We start from the raw sequence: 20,591 nt of genomic DNA on the forward strand, positions 1-20,591 counted from the left end.
AATAGAAAGACTTCCTGTCATTCATATTGTAAATTTCAATTATCTTTTGCGCTATTATGACTAAAAACCTGATGATTCTCAAGGTGTTTAACCGCAGATTGCAATGCATCCACATGCGCTTGAATACCCGCCTCTCGCACCTGCTCATCCGGCTCGCCTTGGGTTATTTGCTCGACCTCCCGCAACAGCGCGACCCAGACCTGCAACTGAAACACCATGCAATTGCCTTTCATATAGTGCGCCAGGGCCTTGATCTCATGCCATTGCTGCGCTTTCAGCGCCTGTTCCAACTGCACCAGATTCTGTTTAAACTCCTCTACAAAAGGCGAAAACAGATTCTGAAAATGCGCCGGAATATGCTGCAAATCTTCCACCAGCCTCCCGGCCTGTTCAGTTTTTTGGTCGGCATCGTCCTGCTCATCGACGAGCAAAGGCAAAACAACCTCATCCTGATTATCTGCCTTATCCTGCACGGCAACGGCACAACCTTGGGCAGAATCCAACAACTCCAACACCTGCTCCTTGCTGATGGGCTTGACCAGCCAGCGCGAAAACCCGAGTGATGCCAATGTCTTGCCTTGGGGAATTAACTCTTCGCCGCCGCCGGCGGTCACGGCAAAAACCGCTTTCAGCTGCGCCGCCGCTCCGTGGTGATCAAGCGTCTGAATCAACTCCATCACCTTGAAACCGTCCATAATGGGCATCTGAATATCCAGAAATACATATTCAAACTGATGCTGTTGAAACATATTCCAGGCCTCTTGTCCGTCATGCGCCTCATGCACGTCACACCCCAGCTCCCTCAAATAACCGCTCAATACCATCCGGTTGATTTTGGAGTCATCCACCACTAAAACCTTGGCATGCCGATAGTGCAATGTGTCGGTTTCAACGGCATGTGTCGTAACCGATTCGATCTTGCCGTGACCATTTTCTTCCGCCGCCGGCAACCGCAGCGAGAAACTGAACGTCGTCCCCACCCCAACCGTTGAGGTCACGGCGATCTCCCCGCCCATCAGATCGATAAGATGCTTGACCACCGACAACCCCAGCCCGGAGCCCATGGTGCGGGTAGCCCCTTCGGTTTTAAACTGCGTAAACGGATCAAATATCTGCTTCAGCTTATCCTCTTCGATCCCTTCGCCCGAGTCGGTCACCACAAAAGAGAAGTTGTCCTGTTCCAGCTGACGCACCTCTACCGACACGCCTCCCATCGGCGTGAACTTAATGCCGTTGACAATCAAGTTAATCAATATCTGCGAGAGCCTGACGCTGTCGCCAAACACCCAATCCTGCTCACCGCGATAGACCAATGAAACAAACACCCCCTTGTCGGTGGCAATCGATTTGGTCAGCTGTTTGACATAGTCAAATGTCTGCTTGAGCGAGAAGCGCCGTGGGTGCAGGGTGACGGATTCATATTCGGTTTGCGAATAGGTCAAAATATCGTTCACCAAAAAAATCATCTGCTCGGCGGTCAGATTAATGACCTTTAAGCGTTCCAGCAAATAGACGTCGTTAGCGTACAGGCTTTTCAACTGCCCGACCATGCTGTTAATCCCCAATAGCGGCGAACGCAGCTCATGACTCAACAACGCCAAAAAGCGGGACTGCTTGCAGTACGACTCCTGAATGATGCGGTTCTGCTCCTCCAGCAGTGCCTGCCGCTCATACAACTGGGTCAATGACAAGCGTCCTTGCGCATCGACAATCTCTCTTTCCAACTGCACCATCTCGGTGACATCGACACATTCCGCAAACACCACGCCCTGACCGTCCTGCTCAAAGAACTTCAACCGATGCTGAAAGGAGAGTTTTCCCTGATTCGTATCATAGGCGCAGACAAAACGTATATCCTTCAACGGATTTTCAATGATCTCCCGTACCTTCAAATGCAACAACGGGGTTTCCCCATTGCCGGTCAAATCGCCCAGACGGCTTAACGCCCGGTCGAAAAGCGACTGCAGCGCCGCTGAAGACTGCAAAATCATCTCAGGCTTTTCAGATGCGCAGCTCCACCAAAGCGTTTCAGCCATGACCCATTGTTCAAAAACTTGTTTTTCCATTACACCAATCCGGCCTTGAAACATTCCAATCGTTTTGTTCACATCATAGCGCAAACCACTTCAACAAAAGATGCTTATACATCCAAAACGAACGGTTTAACCCCATAAACGGCATTTTTGCGATTAAGTCGCCACAATGGCACCACAATCGACTAAAATGACTGTTTTTAAAGCCAACCCTTTACAAAACCATTGTCATCATGTCAGACGTCCAATACCGAATCGAAAAAGACAGCATGGGAACGCTGCAAGTTCCTAAAGACGCACTCTACGGCGCCCAAACCCAAAGAGCGATCAACAACTTTCCTATCAGCGGCACCCCCATGCCGAGCAACTTCATCAAGGCGCTGTGCTACGTGAAGTTCGCCTGCTCGGACAGCAACCGTGAACTGGGATTGATGAGCGAAGAAAAAGCCCACGCCATCCAAACCGCGGCCGATGTCATTATCAAAGGCCAGTATCTGGATCAATTCCCGATCGATGTCTTCCAGACCGGCTCCGGCACCAGCACCAATATGAATGCCAATGAAGTCATTGCAACCCTCGCCAAAAACCTGACCGGCGTCGAGGTTCACCCTAACGATGACGTCAATATGAGCCAAAGCTCCAATGACGTAATTCCGACCGCGATTCACGTGGCGGCGGCCATTGCATTGGAAGAGGAGCTGTTGCCGGCCTTGCGTCATCTGGCAGAAACCATCGAAGACAAAGAAAAGGAAGTGGCCGACGTCGTTAAAACCGGACGCACCCACCTGATGGATGCCACACCGGTCAAGATGAGTCAGGAATTATCAGGCTGGCGCGCGCAAATCACCGACAATATCGCCCGTCTGCAAGACACGCAAAAGCGTTTGCACAAAATCCCGCAAGGCGGCACCGCTGTGGGTACGGGCATTAACGCCGAACCCGAATTCGGGCGTTTGGTGGCCGCCAACCTGTCGACCATCACCGCCATTCCGTTTGAGCAGATGGAAAACCTCTATGTCGGCCTGAGCAGCCAGGACACCGCGGTGGAGCTGAGCGGTCAGTTGAATGTTTTGGCGACCAGCCTGATGAAAATCGCCAACGACCTGCGCTGGATGAACTCCGGCCCATTGGCGGGTCTCGGCGAGATCCAACTGCCCGCCCTGCAACCCGGCAGCTCGATTATGCCCGGCAAAGTCAACCCGGTCATTCCCGAGGCTGTGTGCATGGTCGCCGCGCAGATCATGGGCAATCACACCGCCATTACGGTTGGCGGGCAGTCCGGCAACTTCCAGTTGAACGTGGCCTTGCCGATGATTGTCTTCAACCTGTTGCAGAGCATCCATATCGCCGCCACGGCGGTCACGCAACTGGCCGACATGGCCATTAAAGGCTTTACGGTCAATACCGCCAACCTGCAAAAAGCGCTGGACGTCAACCCGATTCTGGTGACCGCACTGAACACGGTGGTGGGTTATGAAAAAGGCGCGGCTATCGCCAAGGAAGCCTACCGTAGCGGACGCCCGGTGCTGGAAGTGGCTCTGGAAATGACCGAGCTGGATGAAGCCACCCTGAAAAAATATCTGAACCCAGCGTTGTTAACCCAGGGCGGCAACCCTACCGTTTAACGATTTTTGACTATTTTTACACGCAAAAGAAGGAGCCTGACATGGCAGTAATCAACTTAACGGCGGCAGAATTTGAAAAAACCATCACCGATAATGAAATCGTCATTTTCGACTTCTGGGCGGAATGGTGCGGACCTTGCAAACAATTCGGTCCGGTTTTCGAAGCCGTTTCCGACAAATACCCTGAAATCGTCTTCGCCAAGGTCAATGTCGAAGAAGAGCAGGAGTTAGCTGGCATGTTCCAGGTGCGTTCGATTCCTACCCTGGTGTTTATGCGTGAAAAAATCGTGGTATTCTCCAACCCGGGTGCGATTCCAGGCAATGCGCTGGAAGAAGGCATCAAACAATTGCTGGCGCTGGATATGGAAAAAGTCCATCAGGATCTGGCAGAAGCACAGCAGCAATAAACACGCGGTTTTTTGCTTTTTAAACCTCAACAGGCCGGGTAGGTTCGCTTACCCGGCCTGTTGAGTTTTTGAATTCAGGTTTTCGCACAGTTTGCGCGATAACCGCTATACATACAGTTCGATCGGCGGCTCCTGCGACAGGCGCCTCACCAAATCCGCCAAGGTCACAATCCCCACCAACTGCTCCTGCTGATCCATAATCGGCAAAGCGCCGATATGGTACTCCGTCAGCGCCATCGCGATCTGGCGGATTTCGGTATCCAGCGTCGCCGTCACCACCTGCGACTGCATAATCTCCGCCACCCGCAGATTCTCGGCAATTTCGGCCACGCCACCGGATTGCACAATAATCTTTTTGAGCACATCCGACTTGGAGCAAATTCCCAGCAAACGTCCTTCCACCACCACTGGAAGATAGTGCACCTGATGTTTCTGCAGCGTCGCCCACGCCTCGTCCAACAGCGCATCCGGCTCGACGGTATGCACAGGTGACGACATGATTTCCGCCACTTTGACTGCGACATGGCGCTCCCGCTGCCCCTTCTGGGTTTGGCGGTAATGCTTTAATGCCTGGCCGGCCTGAAAACGCGGATTGGAATGATCGGGTTCCATGTTCATGTCTTCCAATCCGCTTTTAGGCGTTTCCTGCACGCGGGTAGCCGGGTCCACCTTCAAAACCGGCAGATTATGCGCAGCACCAATAAAACTCTGCCCTTCCGGGCTATAGACCACAAACATAACACGCCCTCCTTTCTTGGTTTATCGACCAAAGAACGGAAAAAATAAGTCATCCCATCCATCTTGCCGGCCGTGGATTTTCGCTAACGCCCTTATCCGTTCAGCCCCACACACCCAATACAATAAAAGATAATACCCCCGACGGCGGCAACAAACTGTATTTATTCATTTCCTCTGGTTAAAATAAGCGCCTGCCGTTAAGGGACAACGGCCACTAGCCATGCTGAATGGGAGTCACCTTGCAAGATCAACTCAAACGCTTTCAACAGCGCGTACACAATCAACTGGCCGCATTGTTAACCTTCGAAAACCACCCTCACGTGCCGCAACGACTCATCGATGCGATGCGCTACGCCACCCTCAACAGCGGCAAGCGTTTGCGCCCGGCGTTGATTTACGCCGTAGCCGAAGCGCTGAATATTCCGTTAACCCAAGTAGATAAAGCCGCCTGCGCGATTGAGTTGATTCACAGTTATTCTTTGGTGCATGACGACCTGCCGGCCATGGACGATGACGATTTGCGCCGCGGCCAGCCAACTTGCCACATCCAGTACGACGAGGCGACTGCCATTCTGGTGGGCGACGCCCAACAGACACTGGCTTTCTCGATTTTAAGTGAAGACGCTGCGCTGTCTGCCGACGTCCGACTGGAAATGATTCGTATCCTGAGCCGCACGGCAGGCATCAACGGCATGATTGGCGGGCAGATGCTCGACATCGCCTCTGAAGGCCAAAACATCGAACTGGCCCTGCTCGAACAGCTACACAATATGAAAACCGGCGCCTTGATTCAGGCCGCATTGCTCATGGGCGCCGCCGCCAGTCCGCTCTATGCCGAAATCAAAGCGCCGCTCGCCGAACTGGGTAAAACCATCGGTCTAGCCTTTCAAGTACAGGACGACATTCTCGACATTGAAGGCGATACAGACACCCTCGGCAAACCGCAAGGCAGCGATCTGGCAGCCGACAAATCGACCTATCCTAAACTGCTCGGTCTGGATGGCGCCAAACGCTACCGCAACGAGCTGATCGAACAGGCGCAACAGCAATATCGGCAACTGCCTTTTGCCAGTCCGTTTCTGGCGCAACTGATCGATTACATCGGACAGCGCAACCATTAAACCTTAGGCGTCGCTTAAGAAGCCAAAAATAGTTGGCTTTCAAAAGGTTGGCCGCGGGTTATGCTTTTCATGCGGGCGGCTTTTCGCTATAATTCTGCTTCTTTTCCCTTTTGTGTAGTTTTTAGGTTATGGCACAGACATTTGTTTTAAAAACGCTTTTAGATTTCGCTTCCGCACATAGCTTGCGCAGCTATCCGGGTGATTGTGCCAAACTCCACGGCCACAACTGGAAAATCGAGGTGCAGGTCATGGGCACGCAACTCAACGAAATCGGCATGGTCATCGATTTCAAAGAGATTAAACGCCATGCCAAAGAGGTGGTTAAAGAGCTGGATCACACCTTCCTGAACGACCACCCCTACTTCCACGAAACCAACCCGACAGCGGAAAACATCGCGGTATACCTCTACCGTGCGATTGCAGCACGCATCACCTCGCCCGAGGTCAAAATGCACAGCATCACCGTCTGGGAAAACGACCGCAACTGCGTGACTTATTCGGAAAACTGATCCCCGCGATCGCCCAGGCGCCAGACATTACCGACCAGACATTACCGATTTATGGCGCCTTAAAAAACTTTAAGCCACAAAGCCCTGCCGTTTGCCACCCGGCCTGTTAAAATCGCCTGCAACCTTTTCTATCCTATCAGCAGGTGATTCATGGAAGCCATCAGTCAAAGCCAACTTATCCTCTTCAGCGCCCTGATCGGTTTGATCGTCGGCAGCTTCATCTCCATGTTGAGCTGGCGCTTGCCGCGCATTATGCTGTTGGATGAAACGGAACAGTTCAAAAGCATCAGCCTGGGCGGTTCCAAATGCCCCAACTGCGACGCCCGCCTGCCGTGGTATCGCCTGATTCCATTGTTCAGCTGGCTGTGGAGCAAGGGGCGTTGCCATCACTGCCACACCCCGATTTCGGCGCGTTACCCGCTGATTGAACTGTCCACCGCCCTCGGCACGGTCGCGTGCATGTGGCTGTATGGCGCCACACCGCTCGGCTTTGCTGCGCTGCTGTTTACCTGGATACTCATCACCATCTGCGTCATCGACATCGAACACCAGCTGATACTCGACAACCTCAGCCTGCCATTGATGTGGCTGGGGCTGCTCTTCAACACCCAACACCTCTTCACCACGCCGGTGGACGCCATTTGGGGCGCCGCTATCGGTTATATGCTGCTATGGATTCTATTCCATTCTTTTAAATGGCTTACCGGCAAGGAAGGCATGGGCTATGGCGATTTCAAGCTGCTGGCGGCACTCGGCGCCTGGTTTGGGGTCATGGCGATTCCGCAGATTATCCTGATCGCCTCTGTGGCAAGCCTGGTGATCGGCCTGGGCGGCGTGGCACTCAAATTGCGCAGCTACCATTCGCCACTCGCCTTCGGCCCTTTTCTCGCCATTGGCGGCTGGGTCACGCTGATTGCCGGCACCGGATGGCTGTAAACGGCAAACTCCGAAAATAAAAAAGCCGCTGGTCGGTTAAACAAGCGGCTTTCTCAAAAGCATTACAAATAGACTGATTGACCCGATTACGATCCCAGTTTCGCCTCGGTCTCTTCGCAGACCTGCACCATTTTCAAATGGTTGGACTTGGCAAAATTCAATACATACTGAAACATAATCGGGTTTTTCACTTCCAGCTCAGTATCGATAATCAGACACTTCTCACCTTCATACAGCTCAGGATGCAGCAAATCGGAGAACACCAAACGGTGCGAATCGCCGTAACTCGCGCCCATAGAAGCGATACGATCAATCCAATCACTGGGTCTGAACTTGCGGCCGTCCTCGGTATAGCCTTGAATGATATATTTGCACTGCACGTTATTTTGCCTGAATCTTGTGTTGAATCTATTTATATAAGCGACTGTTAAATTCTTGGGCACTAAGTTTAGCACAAAAAAAAACTATCGCCATCCTTATCCATGCCCTATACACGGCTTTTTGAGTGATTTTTATTAAACGATTCGATAGCTTTTTTCTAATCCCCGCAAAACTCAACAGGCCGGGTCTGCCCGATTCCACTTCAAGGCTTTTAAAAAACCTAAAATCCTAAAGCAATTCAAGCGATAACATGGCATAATACCGCGTTCTTATAAGCTTGAAGCGCTATGACTGCTTTGAGCAAAATCACTTTTTTATGGCCCGCGACCGTCGCGCCGTTTTAACACGAAACTGTATTTTAGGGTTGAGTATGACGCAGTATCAAACCGATGACCTACGTATCAAAAACATTACCGAAGTGCGCCCGCCATGCGAACTGCATGACCAATTTCCGATTACGGAAACCGCTGCCAAAACGGTTTATGATACGCGTCAGCAAATTCACAACATTCTGTCAGGCCGCGACGACCGCCTGCTGGTGATTATCGGCCCCTGCTCCATCCACGACCCGCAAGCAGCGCGTGAATACGCCCAGAAACTCAAAGAGCAAATTGCCAAGCATCAGGACGACCTGTTGATCGTCATGCGCGTTTACTTTGAAAAACCGCGCACCACGGTCGGCTGGAAAGGCCTGATCAACGATCCGGGACTGGATGAATCCTTCCAGATCAACCGCGGTTTGGAATTGGCGCGCTCTTTGTTGCTGGACATCAACGACATGGCCGTGCCGGCCGCCACCGAGTTTTTGGATTTGATTTCACCACAATACATCGCCGATCTGATCGCATGGGGCGCTATCGGCGCACGTACCACCGAAAGCCAGGGGCACCGCGAACTGGCTTCCGGCCTGTCCTGTCCGGTGGGGTTCAAAAACAGCACCGACGGCAGCTTCCAGATTGCCGTGGACGCGATCCGTGCCGCCAACAATCCGCACATCTTCATGTCGCTGACCAAAGCCGGTCACTCGGCCATTTTTGAAACCAACGGTAATCCGGACTGCCACGTGATTCTGCGCGGCGGCAACAAAGGCCCCAATTACGACGAAGAACACGTCAAAGAAGCGGTTTCGCTACTGCAGCAAGCCGGCGTTCAGGACAAGCTGATGGTCGACTGCAGCCATGCCAACAGCCAAAAACAGCATGAGCGCCAGCTGGTGGTCGCCGAATCCATCGCCGAACAGCTTTCCAAAGGCTCCTATCACTTGATGGGCGCGATGATTGAAAGCCATATCCTCGGCGGCCGCCAGGATGTCAAACCAGGTCAGTCACTCACCTACGGTCAGAGCATCACCGATGCGTGTATCGGCTGGGAAGACAGCGAAAAGATTCTGGATATTCTGGCGCAAGGCGTGCAAAACCGTCGCCAGGCCACGGCAAAATAAGCCGGTTAACAAAAACCTAATGAAAAGCCCCGAGTTCGGGGCTTTTTTGTCACTGCACAAGACCGGCTGATTTCAAAAATGCTGGTAACCGTTGGCCTGGCAATACTGCTCGCCCAGCACCTCAAGATGACTCATCTGTTTGCCACCCTGCTCTTGCGGCTGATCCCAAAAAGCGATGCCCGCTGACGCAGTGATTCTGCCGATACGATACAGCTTATCCGGAAACTGCATTTTCAATTCGGCGTAGGCCGCCTCGCTCATGGTCAAACAGAGCTGGTAATCGTCGCCCGCAGCCAACGGCAAATGCCAGCTGGTCTGCTGCGCAAACCACGCCTGCATCGCCGCCGACAACGGCAGTTCCGACAGATACAGTTCCACCCCTAAAATATCCTGCGAGCCCGCCGCCTGCAAACGCGCCTGCGAACACTCCACAATATGGCCGAGGTCGGCCAGCAGGCCGTCGGAAATATCAATACCGGCATGCGCCTTGCCGCACAAGGCTCTCCCCAAAGCAAGCTGCGGCACGGGACGATGCAAAGCCTGCAAAGCCGACTGCCACTGACCGGGCGTCAACCCGGTCTGTTCAGTTTCGTTGAGCTGATGCAGCGCGTGTTTCAACCCCAGACCTGCATCTCCCAGACAACCGGAAACGCAGATCACATCGCCCGGCTTCGCACCGCTGCGCAGCAACGCCTTGCCCTGTTCAACCCAGCCATGCGCTGTCACGGTAATCGTCAAAGGCCCTTTGGTGGTGTCGCCGCCAATCAACGGAATCGCGTATTCGCGACTGATTGCCTGCAAGCCCTGCGCAAAGGCTTCAAGCCAGGCGGCATCATTGTGCGGCAGCGTCAGTGCCAACGAAAAAAATCCGGGTTTGGCGGCCATGGCCGCCAAATCACTCAAGTTCACCGCGAGCGCTTTCCAGGCGATATCATAGGGTTTGGCATCCACCGGAAAATGCACGCCGCTAACCAAGGTATCGGTGACCACCACCAACTGATGCCCGGCCGGAACAGACAAAACCGCACCATCGTCACCGATGCCGATATCACCCGACTGCACACCGGCACTCAACGGCTTGAAATACCGGTCAATTAATCTGAACTCTTCCGCCATCCTTGCTTCCCTTAAAAACCAAAAAAGCCTCGCAAGTCACCCTGCGGGGCTTTTTATGAATGCTCGACACACCTTGAAAATTAAGACGGCGCGCCGACTTCCAATGAACGAATTTTCTGCGCCACCTTATCCAGAATGCCGTTGATGTATTTATGGCTGTCTTCGGCACCGAAACGTTTCGCCAGCTCAACGCACTCGTTGATAATAACTTTATACGGAATCTCCGGTTTGGCCTGCAACTCGTACACGCCCATGCGCATAATCGCTTTTTCCACCGGGTCGATCATCGCCACCGAACGGTCCAGCATGGCGCCGTAGATTTCATCCAACGCGACCGCCTGTTGCGCCACCTGTGTCAACAACTCGTTAAACAGCGGCACATCCGCATCAATCAAAAAACCGTCCTGACTGAACTGGCGGCTGATGATCATCGGCTCATCGGCATTCAGCTGCCACTGGTACAGTGCCTGCAATGCCGCACGACGCGCCATGGTGCGCGATGAGACTTTTTTTTCAGTTTCCGGAATCTCTTCGCCCTGACCCGGATGAATGTTATCACTTGGTTTCATGCGCGACTTCTTAAATTTGCTTGAGAACGTTAACCATCTCGATGGCTGCCAGAGTGCATTCCACTCCTTTGTTGCCCGCCTTGGTACCGGCACGCTCAATCGCCTGTTCGATGCTATCGACCGTCAACACACCGAATGAGACCGGAATACCGCTGTTCAACTGCACTTGACCCAAACCTTTGACACATTCGCCGGCTACGTAATCGAAATGCGGCGTGCCGCCGCGGATGACCGCACCCAACGCCACAATCGCATCATACTTGCCGGATTGCGCCATTTTTTGCACCGCCAACGGAATCTCAAACGCACCTGGAACCAAAACCTGATCGATATTGGCCGCATCGCCACCGTGACGCACGATCGTATCGACCGCACCTTCCACCAAATGATCGACGATAAAGCTGTTAAAACGCCCCACTACCAAGCCGATTTTCATATCTGCGGCGGTCAAGTTTCCAACGATTGTGTTCATATTGCTAGTCTCATCTGTGAGGCCGAAGACTGACCCGGCCTGTTCAAAATAGGTTTAAAAAAGTAATCCGCGTATTTTGCCATAAAACCCCTCTACACGGGATACTTTTATGGCCTTTGCAGACCATGCTCAGTGCGGCGGATCACTCTTTTTTCGGCAGGAACTCGCTGATTTCCAGGCCGAATCCGCTCAACGCGTTCATACGCCACGGCGAACCGATGACCTTGATCTTCTTGATCTGCAAATCGGCGATGATCTGCGCGCCCAAACCGTAGGTTTTAGGGTCATCTTCCACCAGACGTTCGGGCGACTTGATGCCCATATCCTTCATCTGGAACTGCTGAATCTTATCCAGCAACTCGGCGGCATCCTCATGCTTGCGCAACACCACAATCGCACCGCTGCCTTCTTCCGCCACCTGCTGCATCGCTTTTTGCAACGACCAGCCGCACTCGCTGCGCTTGGAGCCGAAGGCGTCACACAGGGTATCGAGCATATGCACACGCACCGCGGTCGGCTCTTCAGGATCGATCTTGCCGTATACCAAGGCAAAGTGCGCTTTGTGCTCGACAATGTCCTGATAACCGATCAGGCGGAAATCGCCGTACTCGGTCGGCAGTTTGCATTCGGAAACACGTTCAATGGTCTGCTCGTGTTTCAGGCGGTATTGAATCAGGTCGGCAATCGTACCGATTTTAAGATTATGCTCTTTGGCATAGGCTTCCAGGTCGTCGCGGCGCGCCATGGAACCGTCTTCGTTCATGATTTCAACAATCACCGAGGCCGGTTCAAAGCCTGCCAAACGCGCCAGATCACAGCCCGCTTCGGTGTGACCGGCACGCGTCAGCACGCCGCCCGGTTGCGCCATCAACGGGAAGATATGCCCGGGTGTCACAATATCCTGCGGACCGGCCCCTTCAGCCACGGCGGTGCGCACGGTCACGGCGCGGTCGGCGGCGGAAATGCCGGTGGTGACGCCTTTGGCGGCTTCAATCGATACGGTGAAGTTGGTGCCGTGCGGATCGGTGTTGTCGCGCACCATCAACGGCAAATGCAACTGATTGCAACGTTCGCGCGTCATCGTCAAGCAGATCAAGCCGCGGCCGTAACGCGCCATAAAATTGATGTCCTGCGGCGTGACGGTTTGTGCCGGCACCAACAGGTCGCCTTCGTTCTCGCGGTCCTCGTCGTCCATGAGGATGACCATTTTGCCCAGCTTGTAATCTTCAATCAGCTCTTCGATGGTGTTTAGTTGCATGCTGTATTTATCCGTTTCCGTTGCTTAGTTCTGCTATTTAAAAACTATGATTTAAAAACTGTTATTTAAAACCATGTTCGGCCAAAAACTCCGGCGTGATTTTGGAAGTCTGTTCCGCCTGCGGCGCCGACAGCATACGTTCCAGGTAACGTGCCAGCAAGTCCACTTCCAGATTGAGCTTGCTGCCTTCCTTGAAATGCTTGATGGTCGTTTCCTGCAAGGTATGCGGCACGATGTTCACGCCGAACACGCAGCCGTTGACCTCGTTCACCGTCAGACTCACGCCGTTAATGCAAATAGAGCCTTTGGCGGCAATGTATTTGCACAGGCCGATGGGCGCTTCGATTTCGTAACGCCAGGAACGCGCATCCTGACGAATGCTTTTAACCGTGCCCACGCCGTCCACATGACCGCTGACCAGATGCCCGCCGAGACGATCCTGCAAACGCAGCGCCTTTTCCAGATTCAGCGGCGTACCCACCTGCCAGTCGCCGGCCGTGGTGACACTCAAGGTTTCGCCGGACACATCCGCCACATAAAAATCGCTACCGAACTCAATCGCCGTTAAACAGATACCGTTGGCGGCGATACTGTCGCCGATGGCCACATCCGTCATATCGAGCTTACCGGTATGAATCGTGACGCGCCAGTCACCCTGACGCGGTTCGATCTTCTGCACAGCGCCTTCGGCCTGAATAATTCCTGTAAACATGGCTTCCCTTTTAAATCGGTTAAATATCGCTGCTCCACTACCCGGCCTGTTGAGTTTTTTCGGCCGTATTTTGCAGCTTTCTACTGAAGGTTTCTTAAGCCTTTTTAGGCTTTAAAATCAGGCGAACATCTTCGCCAAACGGCGTCACCGACTCAATCTGCAGCTGAATTTTGTCGTTCATGCTGTCCACACCCGGCAACACAAACATCGGTTTGGCCATGTTGCCCATCAGCACCGGCGCGATAAAACAGTGCAACTCATCCACAAAGCCCGACTGCATAAACGCGCCGGCAACAATCGCGCCGGACTCCACCAAGACTTCGCGTACCTGCTCTTCCTGCCCCAGATAATGCAGCACCGCTTCGATATCCAAACGGTCTTCATCCGCCGCCACCGCCACCAGCTCGATGCCCTGCGCCATCATGGTCTCAGCCAAGGCCGCATTGCGCTCCACGGTTTCCTTGGAGGTCATCACAATCGTTCTGCCCGGCAAGCCGAGCATCTTGGCATCCAAAGGCAGACTCAAATGCGGATCCAGCACCACGCGAATCGGTTGTGCCGACACTTCGTCCAGCTGCAGCTCCGCCAGCACGTCGGCCGGCAGACGGACATTCAACCCCGGGTTATCCGCCAGCACCGTGCCGATACCGGTAACAATCGCGCCGCTCATGGCACGCATCCGGTGAACCTCCAAACGCGCCGCTTCACCGGTAATCCACTGGCTTTCACCATTGGCCATGGCGGTACGTCCGTCCAGACTGCTGGCCATTTTCACTCTGACGTAAGGTCGCTTCTGTTCCATCATCTTAATAAATCCCGGGTTCAAGGCTCGCGCCTCATTTTCAAACAGCCCGACCGCCACGTCAATGCCGGCTTGCTGCAATCGTTCAATTCCCTGGCCGGCCACCAGCGGATTGGGGTCCTCCATGGCCACCACCACACGCGTTACCTGCGCTTCAACCAGGCCGTCCGCACACGGCGGCGTGCGGCCGTGATGCGAACAGGGTTCCAAGGTCACATAGGCCGTCGCGCCCTGTGCCTGGCTGCCGGCTTCCGCCAGCGCCACGCGCTCGGCATGCGGCATGCCCGCCTTGTGATGCCAACCCTGGCCAACGATCTGGCCGTCTTTGACCAGCACGCACCCCACCGCCGGATTGGGTTTGGTGGAATAGCGCCCGTTTTGCGCGAGCTGCAGCGCCAGCTGCATATAGTGCTCGTCTGCGGCAGAAAAATGACCTATTTGCATCGCAACTCCCTGCTGACAAGCGGCTCAATGCTCTGATTCAAGCGCTCTCGATTCATTCTTGGCTTCGCCCTTACTATCGGTTTTGGCGGTCGTCGCCTGCACCAGTTTCTCGACCTCCTCGCGGAACGCGTTAACGTCCTGGAACGAACGATAAACCGACGCAAAACGCACATAGGCCACCTGATCCAGTTCGCGCAAGGCATCCATCAGCCATTCGCCCAGTTGCGACGACGGAATTTCACGCACCCCTTCGGACATCAGGCGTTTGATGATCTGCGTAATGACCTGCTCAATCGCCTCGCTCTTGACCGGGCGCTTTTCCAGCGCCTTGATCAAACCGCGGCGAATTTTGTCTTCGTCAAAGCGCTCGCGATTGCCGTCGCTTTTGACGACGCGCGGTAGCGACAGCTCGGCCGTTTCATAGGTGGTAAAACGTTCGCCGCATTGCAGGCATTCACGGCGGCGACGCACCTGCGCGCCTTCATTGGCCAGACGGGAATCGACGACTTTTGTTTCGGGTGCATTACAAAACGGACAATGCATAAACCTTGCACTCCAATATTAACGGCATTCAACACGTGTTATCTTAAGGGATAAACGGACGGATAAAAACAGAAAAGACCAAACCGTAAATACTAAAAAACCACCGCCTGGTGGTTTTTTAGCCGTGGCGTTAACGCCCCAATACGCGCTTTGCAAACGCGCTTGCAAAACTTATTTGTAAACCGGCTTGGCCGCACACAGCGCAGAAACCTTCTCGCGCACTTGCGCAATTACCGCTTCATCCCAGCTTTCGTTAGCCTGGTCGCACGCGTCAATGACGTCACACATCCAGCTCGCCAGGTTGATACAGTCTTCCTCGTTAAAACCGCGGGTTGTCGCGGCAGGCGTACCGACACGGATACCGGACGTGACGAATGGCGACATCGGATCGTTCGGTACCGAGTTTTTGTTGATGGTGATGTGCGCGGCATCCAATGCGGCGTCGACCAACTTACCGGTTAGACCTTTTTTGATCAGGCTCACCAGGAACAGGTGGTTTTCAGTACCGCCGGAAACCACGTCACAGCCGCGTTCCATAAACACCTTGGCCATCGCCTTGGCGTTCTTGACAACGTTTTCGCAGTAAGTTTTCCACTCTGGCTCCAAACACTCTTTGAACGCCACCGCTTTTGCCGCCATGACGTGAACCAAAGGACCACCCTGACCGCCCGGGAAGATTGCCGAGTTCAATTTCTTTTCCAAATCCGGATTAGACTTGGCCAAAATCAGACCACCGCGAGGACCACGCAATGTCTTGTGCGTTGTAGTGGTCACAACATGCGCGTGCGGAACCGGGTTAGGATACAAACCACCCGCCACCAGACCGGCTACGTGCGCCATATCCACAAACAGGTAAGCGCCAACAGAGTCGGCGATTTCGCGGAATTTAGCCCAGTCGATCACCTGAGAATAAGCAGAGAAACCGGCGATGATCATCTTTGGCTTGTGCTCGTTGGCCAATGCCTGCACTTCGTCGTAGTTGATTTTGCCCGTCACCGGATCAATACCGTACTGCACCGCATGGTAGATTTTACCTGAGAAGCTCACTGAAGAACCGTGCGTCAAGTGACCGCCGTGCGCCAGACTCATCCCCAAAACGGTATCGCCCGGTTGCAACAGCGCCATATAGACCGCCGCGTTAGCCTGAGAACCAGAGTGCGGCTGAACGTTAGCGTAATCGGCACCAAACAACTCTTTGGCGCGGTCAATTGCAGCCTGTTCAACGATGTCCGCAAATTCACAACCACCGTAATAACGCTTGCCTGGATAGCCTTCCGCATATTTGTTGGTGAAGCATGAACCTTGTGCTTCCATTACGCGAGGGCTAGTGTAGTTTTCTGAAGCGATCAACTCGATATGCGACTCCTGGCGCTTCTCTTCGTTTTTAATCGCATTGGCAATCAGATCATCATAACCGGCAATAGTCATAGATTTTGTGAACATGACAAGGATTCTCCGTCTCAAGTTTTAAGATTTTCAAAGTATGGGATTTTACAGTTTTTCAAAACAAATAACCACGATAATGAGGATATTTGCAATTCTTGTTTGCGAATTGGGTCGTTCCACTTTATAAACGCGCGTTTTTTCGGTAAAGTTGCTTAACTTTTTATTAACGTTTTTATTCACGTTTAATTGCGCTGAAATCAAGCGGTTTTAGCCCGTTCACAACAGGAAATACAAGTCACTATGGCACAATTTGTCTATACCATGAACCGCGTCGGTAAAGTGGTTCCGCCTAACCGTCACATTCTTAAAGACATCTCCCTCTCTTTCTTCCCGGGCGCCAAAATCGGCGTATTAGGTCTTAACGGCTCAGGTAAATCCACCCTGTTGAAAATCATGGCCGGCATCGACACCGATATCATCGGTGAAGCGCGTCCACAACCGGGCATTAAAATCGGTTACCTACCGCAAGAGCCGCAACTGGATGAAACCAAAGATGTACGCGGCAATATCGAAGAAGCCGTGGCCGACGTCAAACAAGCTTTGGCGGATTTGGATGCCGTGTATGCCGCCTATGCCGAACCCGACGCCGACTTTGACGCGCTGGCGAAAAAACAGGGCGAAATCGAAGATTTGATTCAGGCCAAAGACGGCCACAATCTCGACCGCAATCTGGACATCGCCGCCGACGCTCTTCGCCTGCCGCCTTGGGATGCCGACGTCTCCAAACTGTCGGGCGGTGAACGCCGCCGTGTCGCTTTGTGTAAACTGTTGCTGGAAAAACCGGACATGCTGCTGCTGGACGAACCGACCAACCACTTGGACGCCGAATCGATCGCCTGGCTGGAACGTTTCCTGTGCGACTTCCCGGGTACCGTTGTGGCGATCACCCACGACCGTTACTTCCTCGACAACGCCGCCGAATGGATTCTGGAGCTGGACCGTGGCGAAGGCATCCCTTACCAGGGCAACTACTCTTCTTGGCTGGAACAGAAAGAGAAGCGTCTGGAACAGGAAGCCAAAACCGAAGCCGCCCGCATCAAGACCATGAAGAGCGAGTTGGAATGGGTACGCGCCAATCCGAAAGGCCGTCACGCCAAATCCAAAGCCCGCTTGGCCCGTTTTGACGAGTTGAGCAGCGTGGAGCACCAGAAGCGTAACGAAACCAACGAAATCTACATTCCGGTCGCGGAACGTCTGGGTGAGAAAGTCATCGAAGTCAACCACATCACCAAAGGTTTCGGCGACCGCCTGTTGATCGACGACTTGAATTTCCGCCTGCCGCAAGGTGGCATTGTCGGGATTATCGGTGCCAACGGCGCCGGTAAATCGACCCTGTTCCGCATGCTGACCGGCCAGGAAAAACCCGACACCGGCTCTATCGAATTCGGTGAAACAGTGCAACTTTCCTACGTGGATCAGAGCCGTGATGCATTGAATGACAACAATACCGTCTGGCAGGAAATTTCCGGCGGCGACGATATCTTTATGGTCGGCAATATGGAGTTCAACTCCCGCGCCTACTGCAGCCGCTTCAATTTCCGCGGCGGCGATCAGCAGAAGAAAATCGGCCAGCTTTCGGGCGGCGAGCGCAACCGCGTCCACCTAGCCAAAACCCTGCGCAGCGGCGGCAACGTATTGCTGCTCGACGAACCGACCAACGACTTGGACGTGGAAACCCTGCGTGCTTTGGAAGAGGCGCTGCTGGAATTTGCCGGCTGTGCCGTGGTCATCTCGCACGACCGCTGGTTCCTGGACCGTATCGCCACACACATCCTGGCGTTTGAAGGCGATTCGCACGTGGAATGGTTTGAGGGTAACTTCTCCGACTACGAGGCCGACCTGAAACGCCGTAAAGGCGCCGATGCCGCGCAACCGCACCGCATCAAGTACAAGCCGATCAGTAAAAACTAATCTCAACGAAAGGACGCCGGCATGAATCAAGAAAACCTCAACTCGCATCTGATTGCCATTGCCAACGCCATGCCCGACCCGATTTTTATTATGGGTCAGGATGGCACTTATCTGGATATTGTCGGCGGCCAGGAGCGCACGCTCTATGCCGACGGCAGCAGCCTGATCGGCAAGACCTACCGCGACGTTCTGCCTGAAAAGATGGCCGAACGCTTCCTCAAGGTCGTGCAAAAAGCCATCCAAACCGGGCATTTGCAGGAGATCGAGTACCAGCTGGCCAACAGCGACGTCAACGGCGTGTCCGAAGGCCCGCAGGGCGGCCAGTGGTATGAGGCGCGGGTTTATCCGATTGATTCCGATGCCTACGGCCAGCCGGCGGTCATCTGGCTGGCGATCAATATCACCAGCCGCAAACACATGGAAGAACAGATCGAACACCTCTCTTCCACCGACCCGCTGACCAATCTCTACAACCGCGATTTCTTCCTCGGCATTGTCGATGAAGAGCTCAATAAAGCCAAACTCAACAAACAGGCGTTGTCGATGATCAAGATCGATCTGGACTGCTTTAAGCGCATTACCGACGGCTACGGCCACGAGATGGGCGACAAGGCGATTCTGACGGCGGCTCATGCCATTAAGAACGTGGTCAAGGAGCTAGGTTATGTGGGACGTTTAAGTTGCGACCAGTTTATGGTGGTGCTACCGCAAGTTAAAGCCGTGGATGCCTTCCGTATCGCAAAACTGGCGCAGGAAACCATCTCTTCGCAGAACATCAAACTCGAAGAAGGCGTGGTGACCTGCCTGACGAGTAAAGCGGGCGTGACCGAACTGCGTCAGCCGGATGAAGACAGTCAGGTGCTTTTCAAACGCGTCAATGAGGCGATTCAATCGCTGACCAAGTCGCGTGAAATCACCAAAATTCAATAAACGCAAACAACCAACCGCACACAACCAAGGAGTGGTTATGAAAAACTTGTTTAAACGTTTTACCCAGGGTTTGGTATTGGCCGTCGCTTTTTTAGGTTTAAATACCCAAGCTGCCGATGACGGTGCCAAGGTGGTTTACCACGTGGATTTTCAAGACACCACACGTTACTCCGCCACTCTGACCTCCATCAACAACATTCTTAACTTCTATGAAACGGAATTGATGGAACCGGAGGTGCATCTGGTGTTTGTAGGTTACGGCTTGCGCTTTACTACCGACGACAATCTGGACAACACCCCTTACAAAGCGGATGAAGAGCTGCTGAAGCGTCGTGAAGAACTCAAAGGCCGCCTGAATGCGCTGATGACGGTACGCGGTGTGAAAGTGCATCTGTGCGACAAGACGCGTGACGAAGTCGGTCTGCCACGTGACAAGGTCTACAAAGGGATCGATTTTGCTCCCTCCGGCGTTGCCAAGATCGCCATGCTGCAAAGCCAGGGCTATGCTTACCTGAAAATCCAATAATAAGACTTCCCAAAAATTCGTCCAACAAAACTGAACAGGCCGGGTAGAAATCTCTTCTACCCGGCCTGTTCAGTTTTTACATTCCAATTTATTTCGATTAGAGTAAATACACTTCGTATATTTTTAAATAACGGTTAAAAAATGCTCGTACATATCGAAAAAGCGATTATTTCCGACATTCCATCTCTTACATCGCTACTCTTTCAACTATTCTCAAAAGAAGCAGAGTTCACGCCTGATATAACAGCACAGGAACAAAGTCTCCGCATGATCATCAACAACCCTCAATCCGGGGTAATCCTGACTGCGAAGCACAACGGTCAAACGATTGGAATGGTCAACTTACTCTTCACGGTTTCTACCGCTTTGGGCGGGAAGGTGATTTTGCTTGAGGATATGATTATTTCAGAGCAATACCGGTCTCAAGGCATTGGGTCGAAACTATTGGCTGAAGCCATTGCATTCGCAAATAGGGAAGGATTTAAAAGAATAACACTGTTAACGGACTTAACCAATGAAATTGGACAGCAGTTCTATAGCTCGCATGGATTTACCAAATCAACAATGGTTCCCATGCGCTTATTATTAGGGTAATTCCGACAACATTATTCATCCCCCAATAAACAAAAAAACCCGGCGCAGATAAATCTGGGCCGGGTTCTTTGTATCAA

At 53.1% G+C, this 20,591-nt stretch carries 21 protein-coding genes; 10 read left to right on the forward strand and 11 right to left on the reverse strand.

Features of this window, described 5'->3' with window-relative positions; translation table 11 throughout:
* Nucleotides 1-35 precede the first annotated feature (35 nt).
* A complete protein-coding gene (locus HZ297_RS00760; RefSeq protein ID WP_178860947.1) occupies nucleotides 36-2,066 on the reverse strand; it encodes an ATP-binding protein in 2,031 nt (676 codons plus the stop codon).
* 200 nt (nucleotides 2,067-2,266) lie between these two features.
* Here HZ297_RS00760 and HZ297_RS00765 point away from each other — a divergent pair, with 200 nt between their 5' ends.
* A complete protein-coding gene (locus HZ297_RS00765; RefSeq protein WP_178860949.1) occupies nucleotides 2,267-3,658 on the forward strand; it encodes a class II fumarate hydratase in 1,392 nt (463 codons plus the stop codon).
* Nucleotides 3,659-3,699: 41 nt separating this feature from the next.
* Nucleotides 3,700-4,065, forward strand: a complete 366-nt coding sequence (trxA, locus tag HZ297_RS00770) for a thioredoxin (protein WP_178860951.1) — start codon at nucleotides 3,700-3,702, stop codon at nucleotides 4,063-4,065.
* 105 nt (nucleotides 4,066-4,170) lie between these two features.
* Here trxA and HZ297_RS00775 read toward each other — a convergent pair whose 3' ends face one another.
* Complete coding sequence (locus HZ297_RS00775) at nucleotides 4,171-4,803, reverse strand: CBS domain-containing protein (protein ID WP_178860953.1); 633 nt, start codon at nucleotides 4,801-4,803, stop codon at nucleotides 4,171-4,173.
* A 239-nt stretch (nucleotides 4,804-5,042) separates the two neighbouring features.
* On the opposite strand from HZ297_RS00775, the gene HZ297_RS00780 reads away from it, so the two are divergent.
* The 3 genes from HZ297_RS00780 to HZ297_RS00790 all read left to right on the forward strand — a co-directional run bounded on the left by HZ297_RS00780 (nucleotide 5,043) and on the right by HZ297_RS00790 (nucleotide 7,369).
* Nucleotides 5,043-5,924: a polyprenyl synthetase family protein gene (locus HZ297_RS00780; RefSeq protein ID WP_246261558.1), complete on the forward strand. Its 882-nt coding sequence runs from the start codon at nucleotides 5,043-5,045 to the stop codon at nucleotides 5,922-5,924.
* 128 nt (nucleotides 5,925-6,052) lie between these two features.
* Nucleotides 6,053-6,433 (forward strand): 6-carboxytetrahydropterin synthase QueD, encoded by a 381-nt coding sequence (gene queD, locus HZ297_RS00785; RefSeq protein ID WP_178860957.1) that lies wholly within the window; start codon nucleotides 6,053-6,055, stop codon nucleotides 6,431-6,433.
* 150 nt (nucleotides 6,434-6,583) lie between these two features.
* Complete coding sequence (locus HZ297_RS00790; RefSeq protein WP_178860959.1) at nucleotides 6,584-7,369, forward strand: prepilin peptidase; 786 nt, start codon at nucleotides 6,584-6,586, stop codon at nucleotides 7,367-7,369.
* Nucleotides 7,370-7,455: 86 nt separating this feature from the next.
* Here HZ297_RS00790 and HZ297_RS00795 read toward each other — a convergent pair whose 3' ends face one another.
* Nucleotides 7,456-7,749, reverse strand: a complete 294-nt coding sequence (locus HZ297_RS00795) for a DUF3579 domain-containing protein (RefSeq protein WP_178860961.1) — start codon at nucleotides 7,747-7,749, stop codon at nucleotides 7,456-7,458.
* A gap of 371 nt (nucleotides 7,750-8,120) precedes the next feature.
* On the opposite strand from HZ297_RS00795, the gene aroG reads away from it, so the two are divergent.
* Complete coding sequence (gene aroG / locus HZ297_RS00800) at nucleotides 8,121-9,191, forward strand: 3-deoxy-7-phosphoheptulonate synthase AroG (RefSeq protein WP_178860964.1); 1,071 nt, start codon at nucleotides 8,121-8,123, stop codon at nucleotides 9,189-9,191.
* Between the two features lie 72 nt (nucleotides 9,192-9,263).
* Here the strand turns inward: aroG and thiL are convergent, their stop codons facing one another.
* The 8 genes from thiL to glyA form a co-directional block, all read right to left on the reverse strand.
* Nucleotides 9,264-10,307 carry a thiamine-phosphate kinase gene (gene thiL / locus HZ297_RS00805; protein ID WP_178860966.1) on the reverse strand — a complete coding sequence of 348 codons (1,044 nt, stop codon included), beginning with the start codon at nucleotides 10,305-10,307 and terminating at the stop codon, nucleotides 9,264-9,266.
* An 80-nt stretch (nucleotides 10,308-10,387) separates the two neighbouring features.
* The gene (gene nusB / locus HZ297_RS00810) at nucleotides 10,388-10,876 is read right to left on the reverse strand and encodes a transcription antitermination factor NusB (protein WP_178860968.1); all 489 of its coding nucleotides are present in this window, start codon (nucleotides 10,874-10,876) and stop codon (nucleotides 10,388-10,390) included.
* A gap of 10 nt (nucleotides 10,877-10,886) precedes the next feature.
* The gene (gene ribH / locus HZ297_RS00815; RefSeq protein WP_178860970.1) at nucleotides 10,887-11,348 is read right to left on the reverse strand and encodes a 6,7-dimethyl-8-ribityllumazine synthase; all 462 of its coding nucleotides are present in this window, start codon (nucleotides 11,346-11,348) and stop codon (nucleotides 10,887-10,889) included.
* A 142-nt stretch (nucleotides 11,349-11,490) separates the two neighbouring features.
* The gene (gene ribBA / locus HZ297_RS00820; protein ID WP_178860972.1) at nucleotides 11,491-12,606 is read right to left on the reverse strand and encodes a bifunctional 3,4-dihydroxy-2-butanone-4-phosphate synthase/GTP cyclohydrolase II; all 1,116 of its coding nucleotides are present in this window, start codon (nucleotides 12,604-12,606) and stop codon (nucleotides 11,491-11,493) included.
* Between the two features lie 61 nt (nucleotides 12,607-12,667).
* Entirely contained in the window at nucleotides 12,668-13,318 is a 651-nt protein-coding gene (locus HZ297_RS00825) for a riboflavin synthase (protein ID WP_178860973.1), read from the reverse strand.
* Between the two features lie 94 nt (nucleotides 13,319-13,412).
* Nucleotides 13,413-14,564 carry a bifunctional diaminohydroxyphosphoribosylaminopyrimidine deaminase/5-amino-6-(5-phosphoribosylamino)uracil reductase RibD gene (gene ribD / locus HZ297_RS00830; protein ID WP_178860975.1) on the reverse strand — a complete coding sequence of 384 codons (1,152 nt, stop codon included), beginning with the start codon at nucleotides 14,562-14,564 and terminating at the stop codon, nucleotides 13,413-13,415.
* A 24-nt stretch (nucleotides 14,565-14,588) separates the two neighbouring features.
* Nucleotides 14,589-15,107 (reverse strand): transcriptional regulator NrdR, encoded by a 519-nt coding sequence (nrdR, locus tag HZ297_RS00835; protein ID WP_178860977.1) that lies wholly within the window; start codon nucleotides 15,105-15,107, stop codon nucleotides 14,589-14,591.
* A 171-nt stretch (nucleotides 15,108-15,278) separates the two neighbouring features.
* On the reverse strand, nucleotides 15,279-16,550 hold the full coding sequence (gene glyA, locus HZ297_RS00840; RefSeq protein WP_178860979.1) for a serine hydroxymethyltransferase: 1,272 nt from the start codon (nucleotides 16,548-16,550) through the stop codon (nucleotides 15,279-15,281).
* A 243-nt stretch (nucleotides 16,551-16,793) separates the two neighbouring features.
* Here glyA and ettA point away from each other — a divergent pair, with 243 nt between their 5' ends.
* From ettA to HZ297_RS00860, 4 genes are all read left to right on the forward strand, one after another.
* A complete protein-coding gene (gene ettA / locus HZ297_RS00845; protein WP_178860981.1) occupies nucleotides 16,794-18,464 on the forward strand; it encodes an energy-dependent translational throttle protein EttA in 1,671 nt (556 codons plus the stop codon).
* 21 nt (nucleotides 18,465-18,485) lie between these two features.
* Nucleotides 18,486-19,394, forward strand: a complete 909-nt coding sequence (locus tag HZ297_RS00850) for a sensor domain-containing diguanylate cyclase (protein ID WP_178860983.1) — start codon at nucleotides 18,486-18,488, stop codon at nucleotides 19,392-19,394.
* 37 nt (nucleotides 19,395-19,431) lie between these two features.
* Nucleotides 19,432-19,920 (forward strand): DsrE family protein, encoded by a 489-nt coding sequence (locus HZ297_RS00855; protein WP_178860985.1) that lies wholly within the window; start codon nucleotides 19,432-19,434, stop codon nucleotides 19,918-19,920.
* 141 nt (nucleotides 19,921-20,061) lie between these two features.
* A complete protein-coding gene (locus HZ297_RS00860) occupies nucleotides 20,062-20,514 on the forward strand; it encodes a GNAT family N-acetyltransferase (protein WP_178860987.1) in 453 nt (150 codons plus the stop codon).
* Nucleotides 20,515-20,591 lie beyond the last annotated feature (77 nt).

The organism is Thiomicrorhabdus cannonii, assembly GCF_013391695.1.
Classification (GTDB): Bacteria; Pseudomonadota; Gammaproteobacteria; order Thiomicrospirales; family Thiomicrospiraceae; genus Thiomicrorhabdus; species Thiomicrorhabdus cannonii.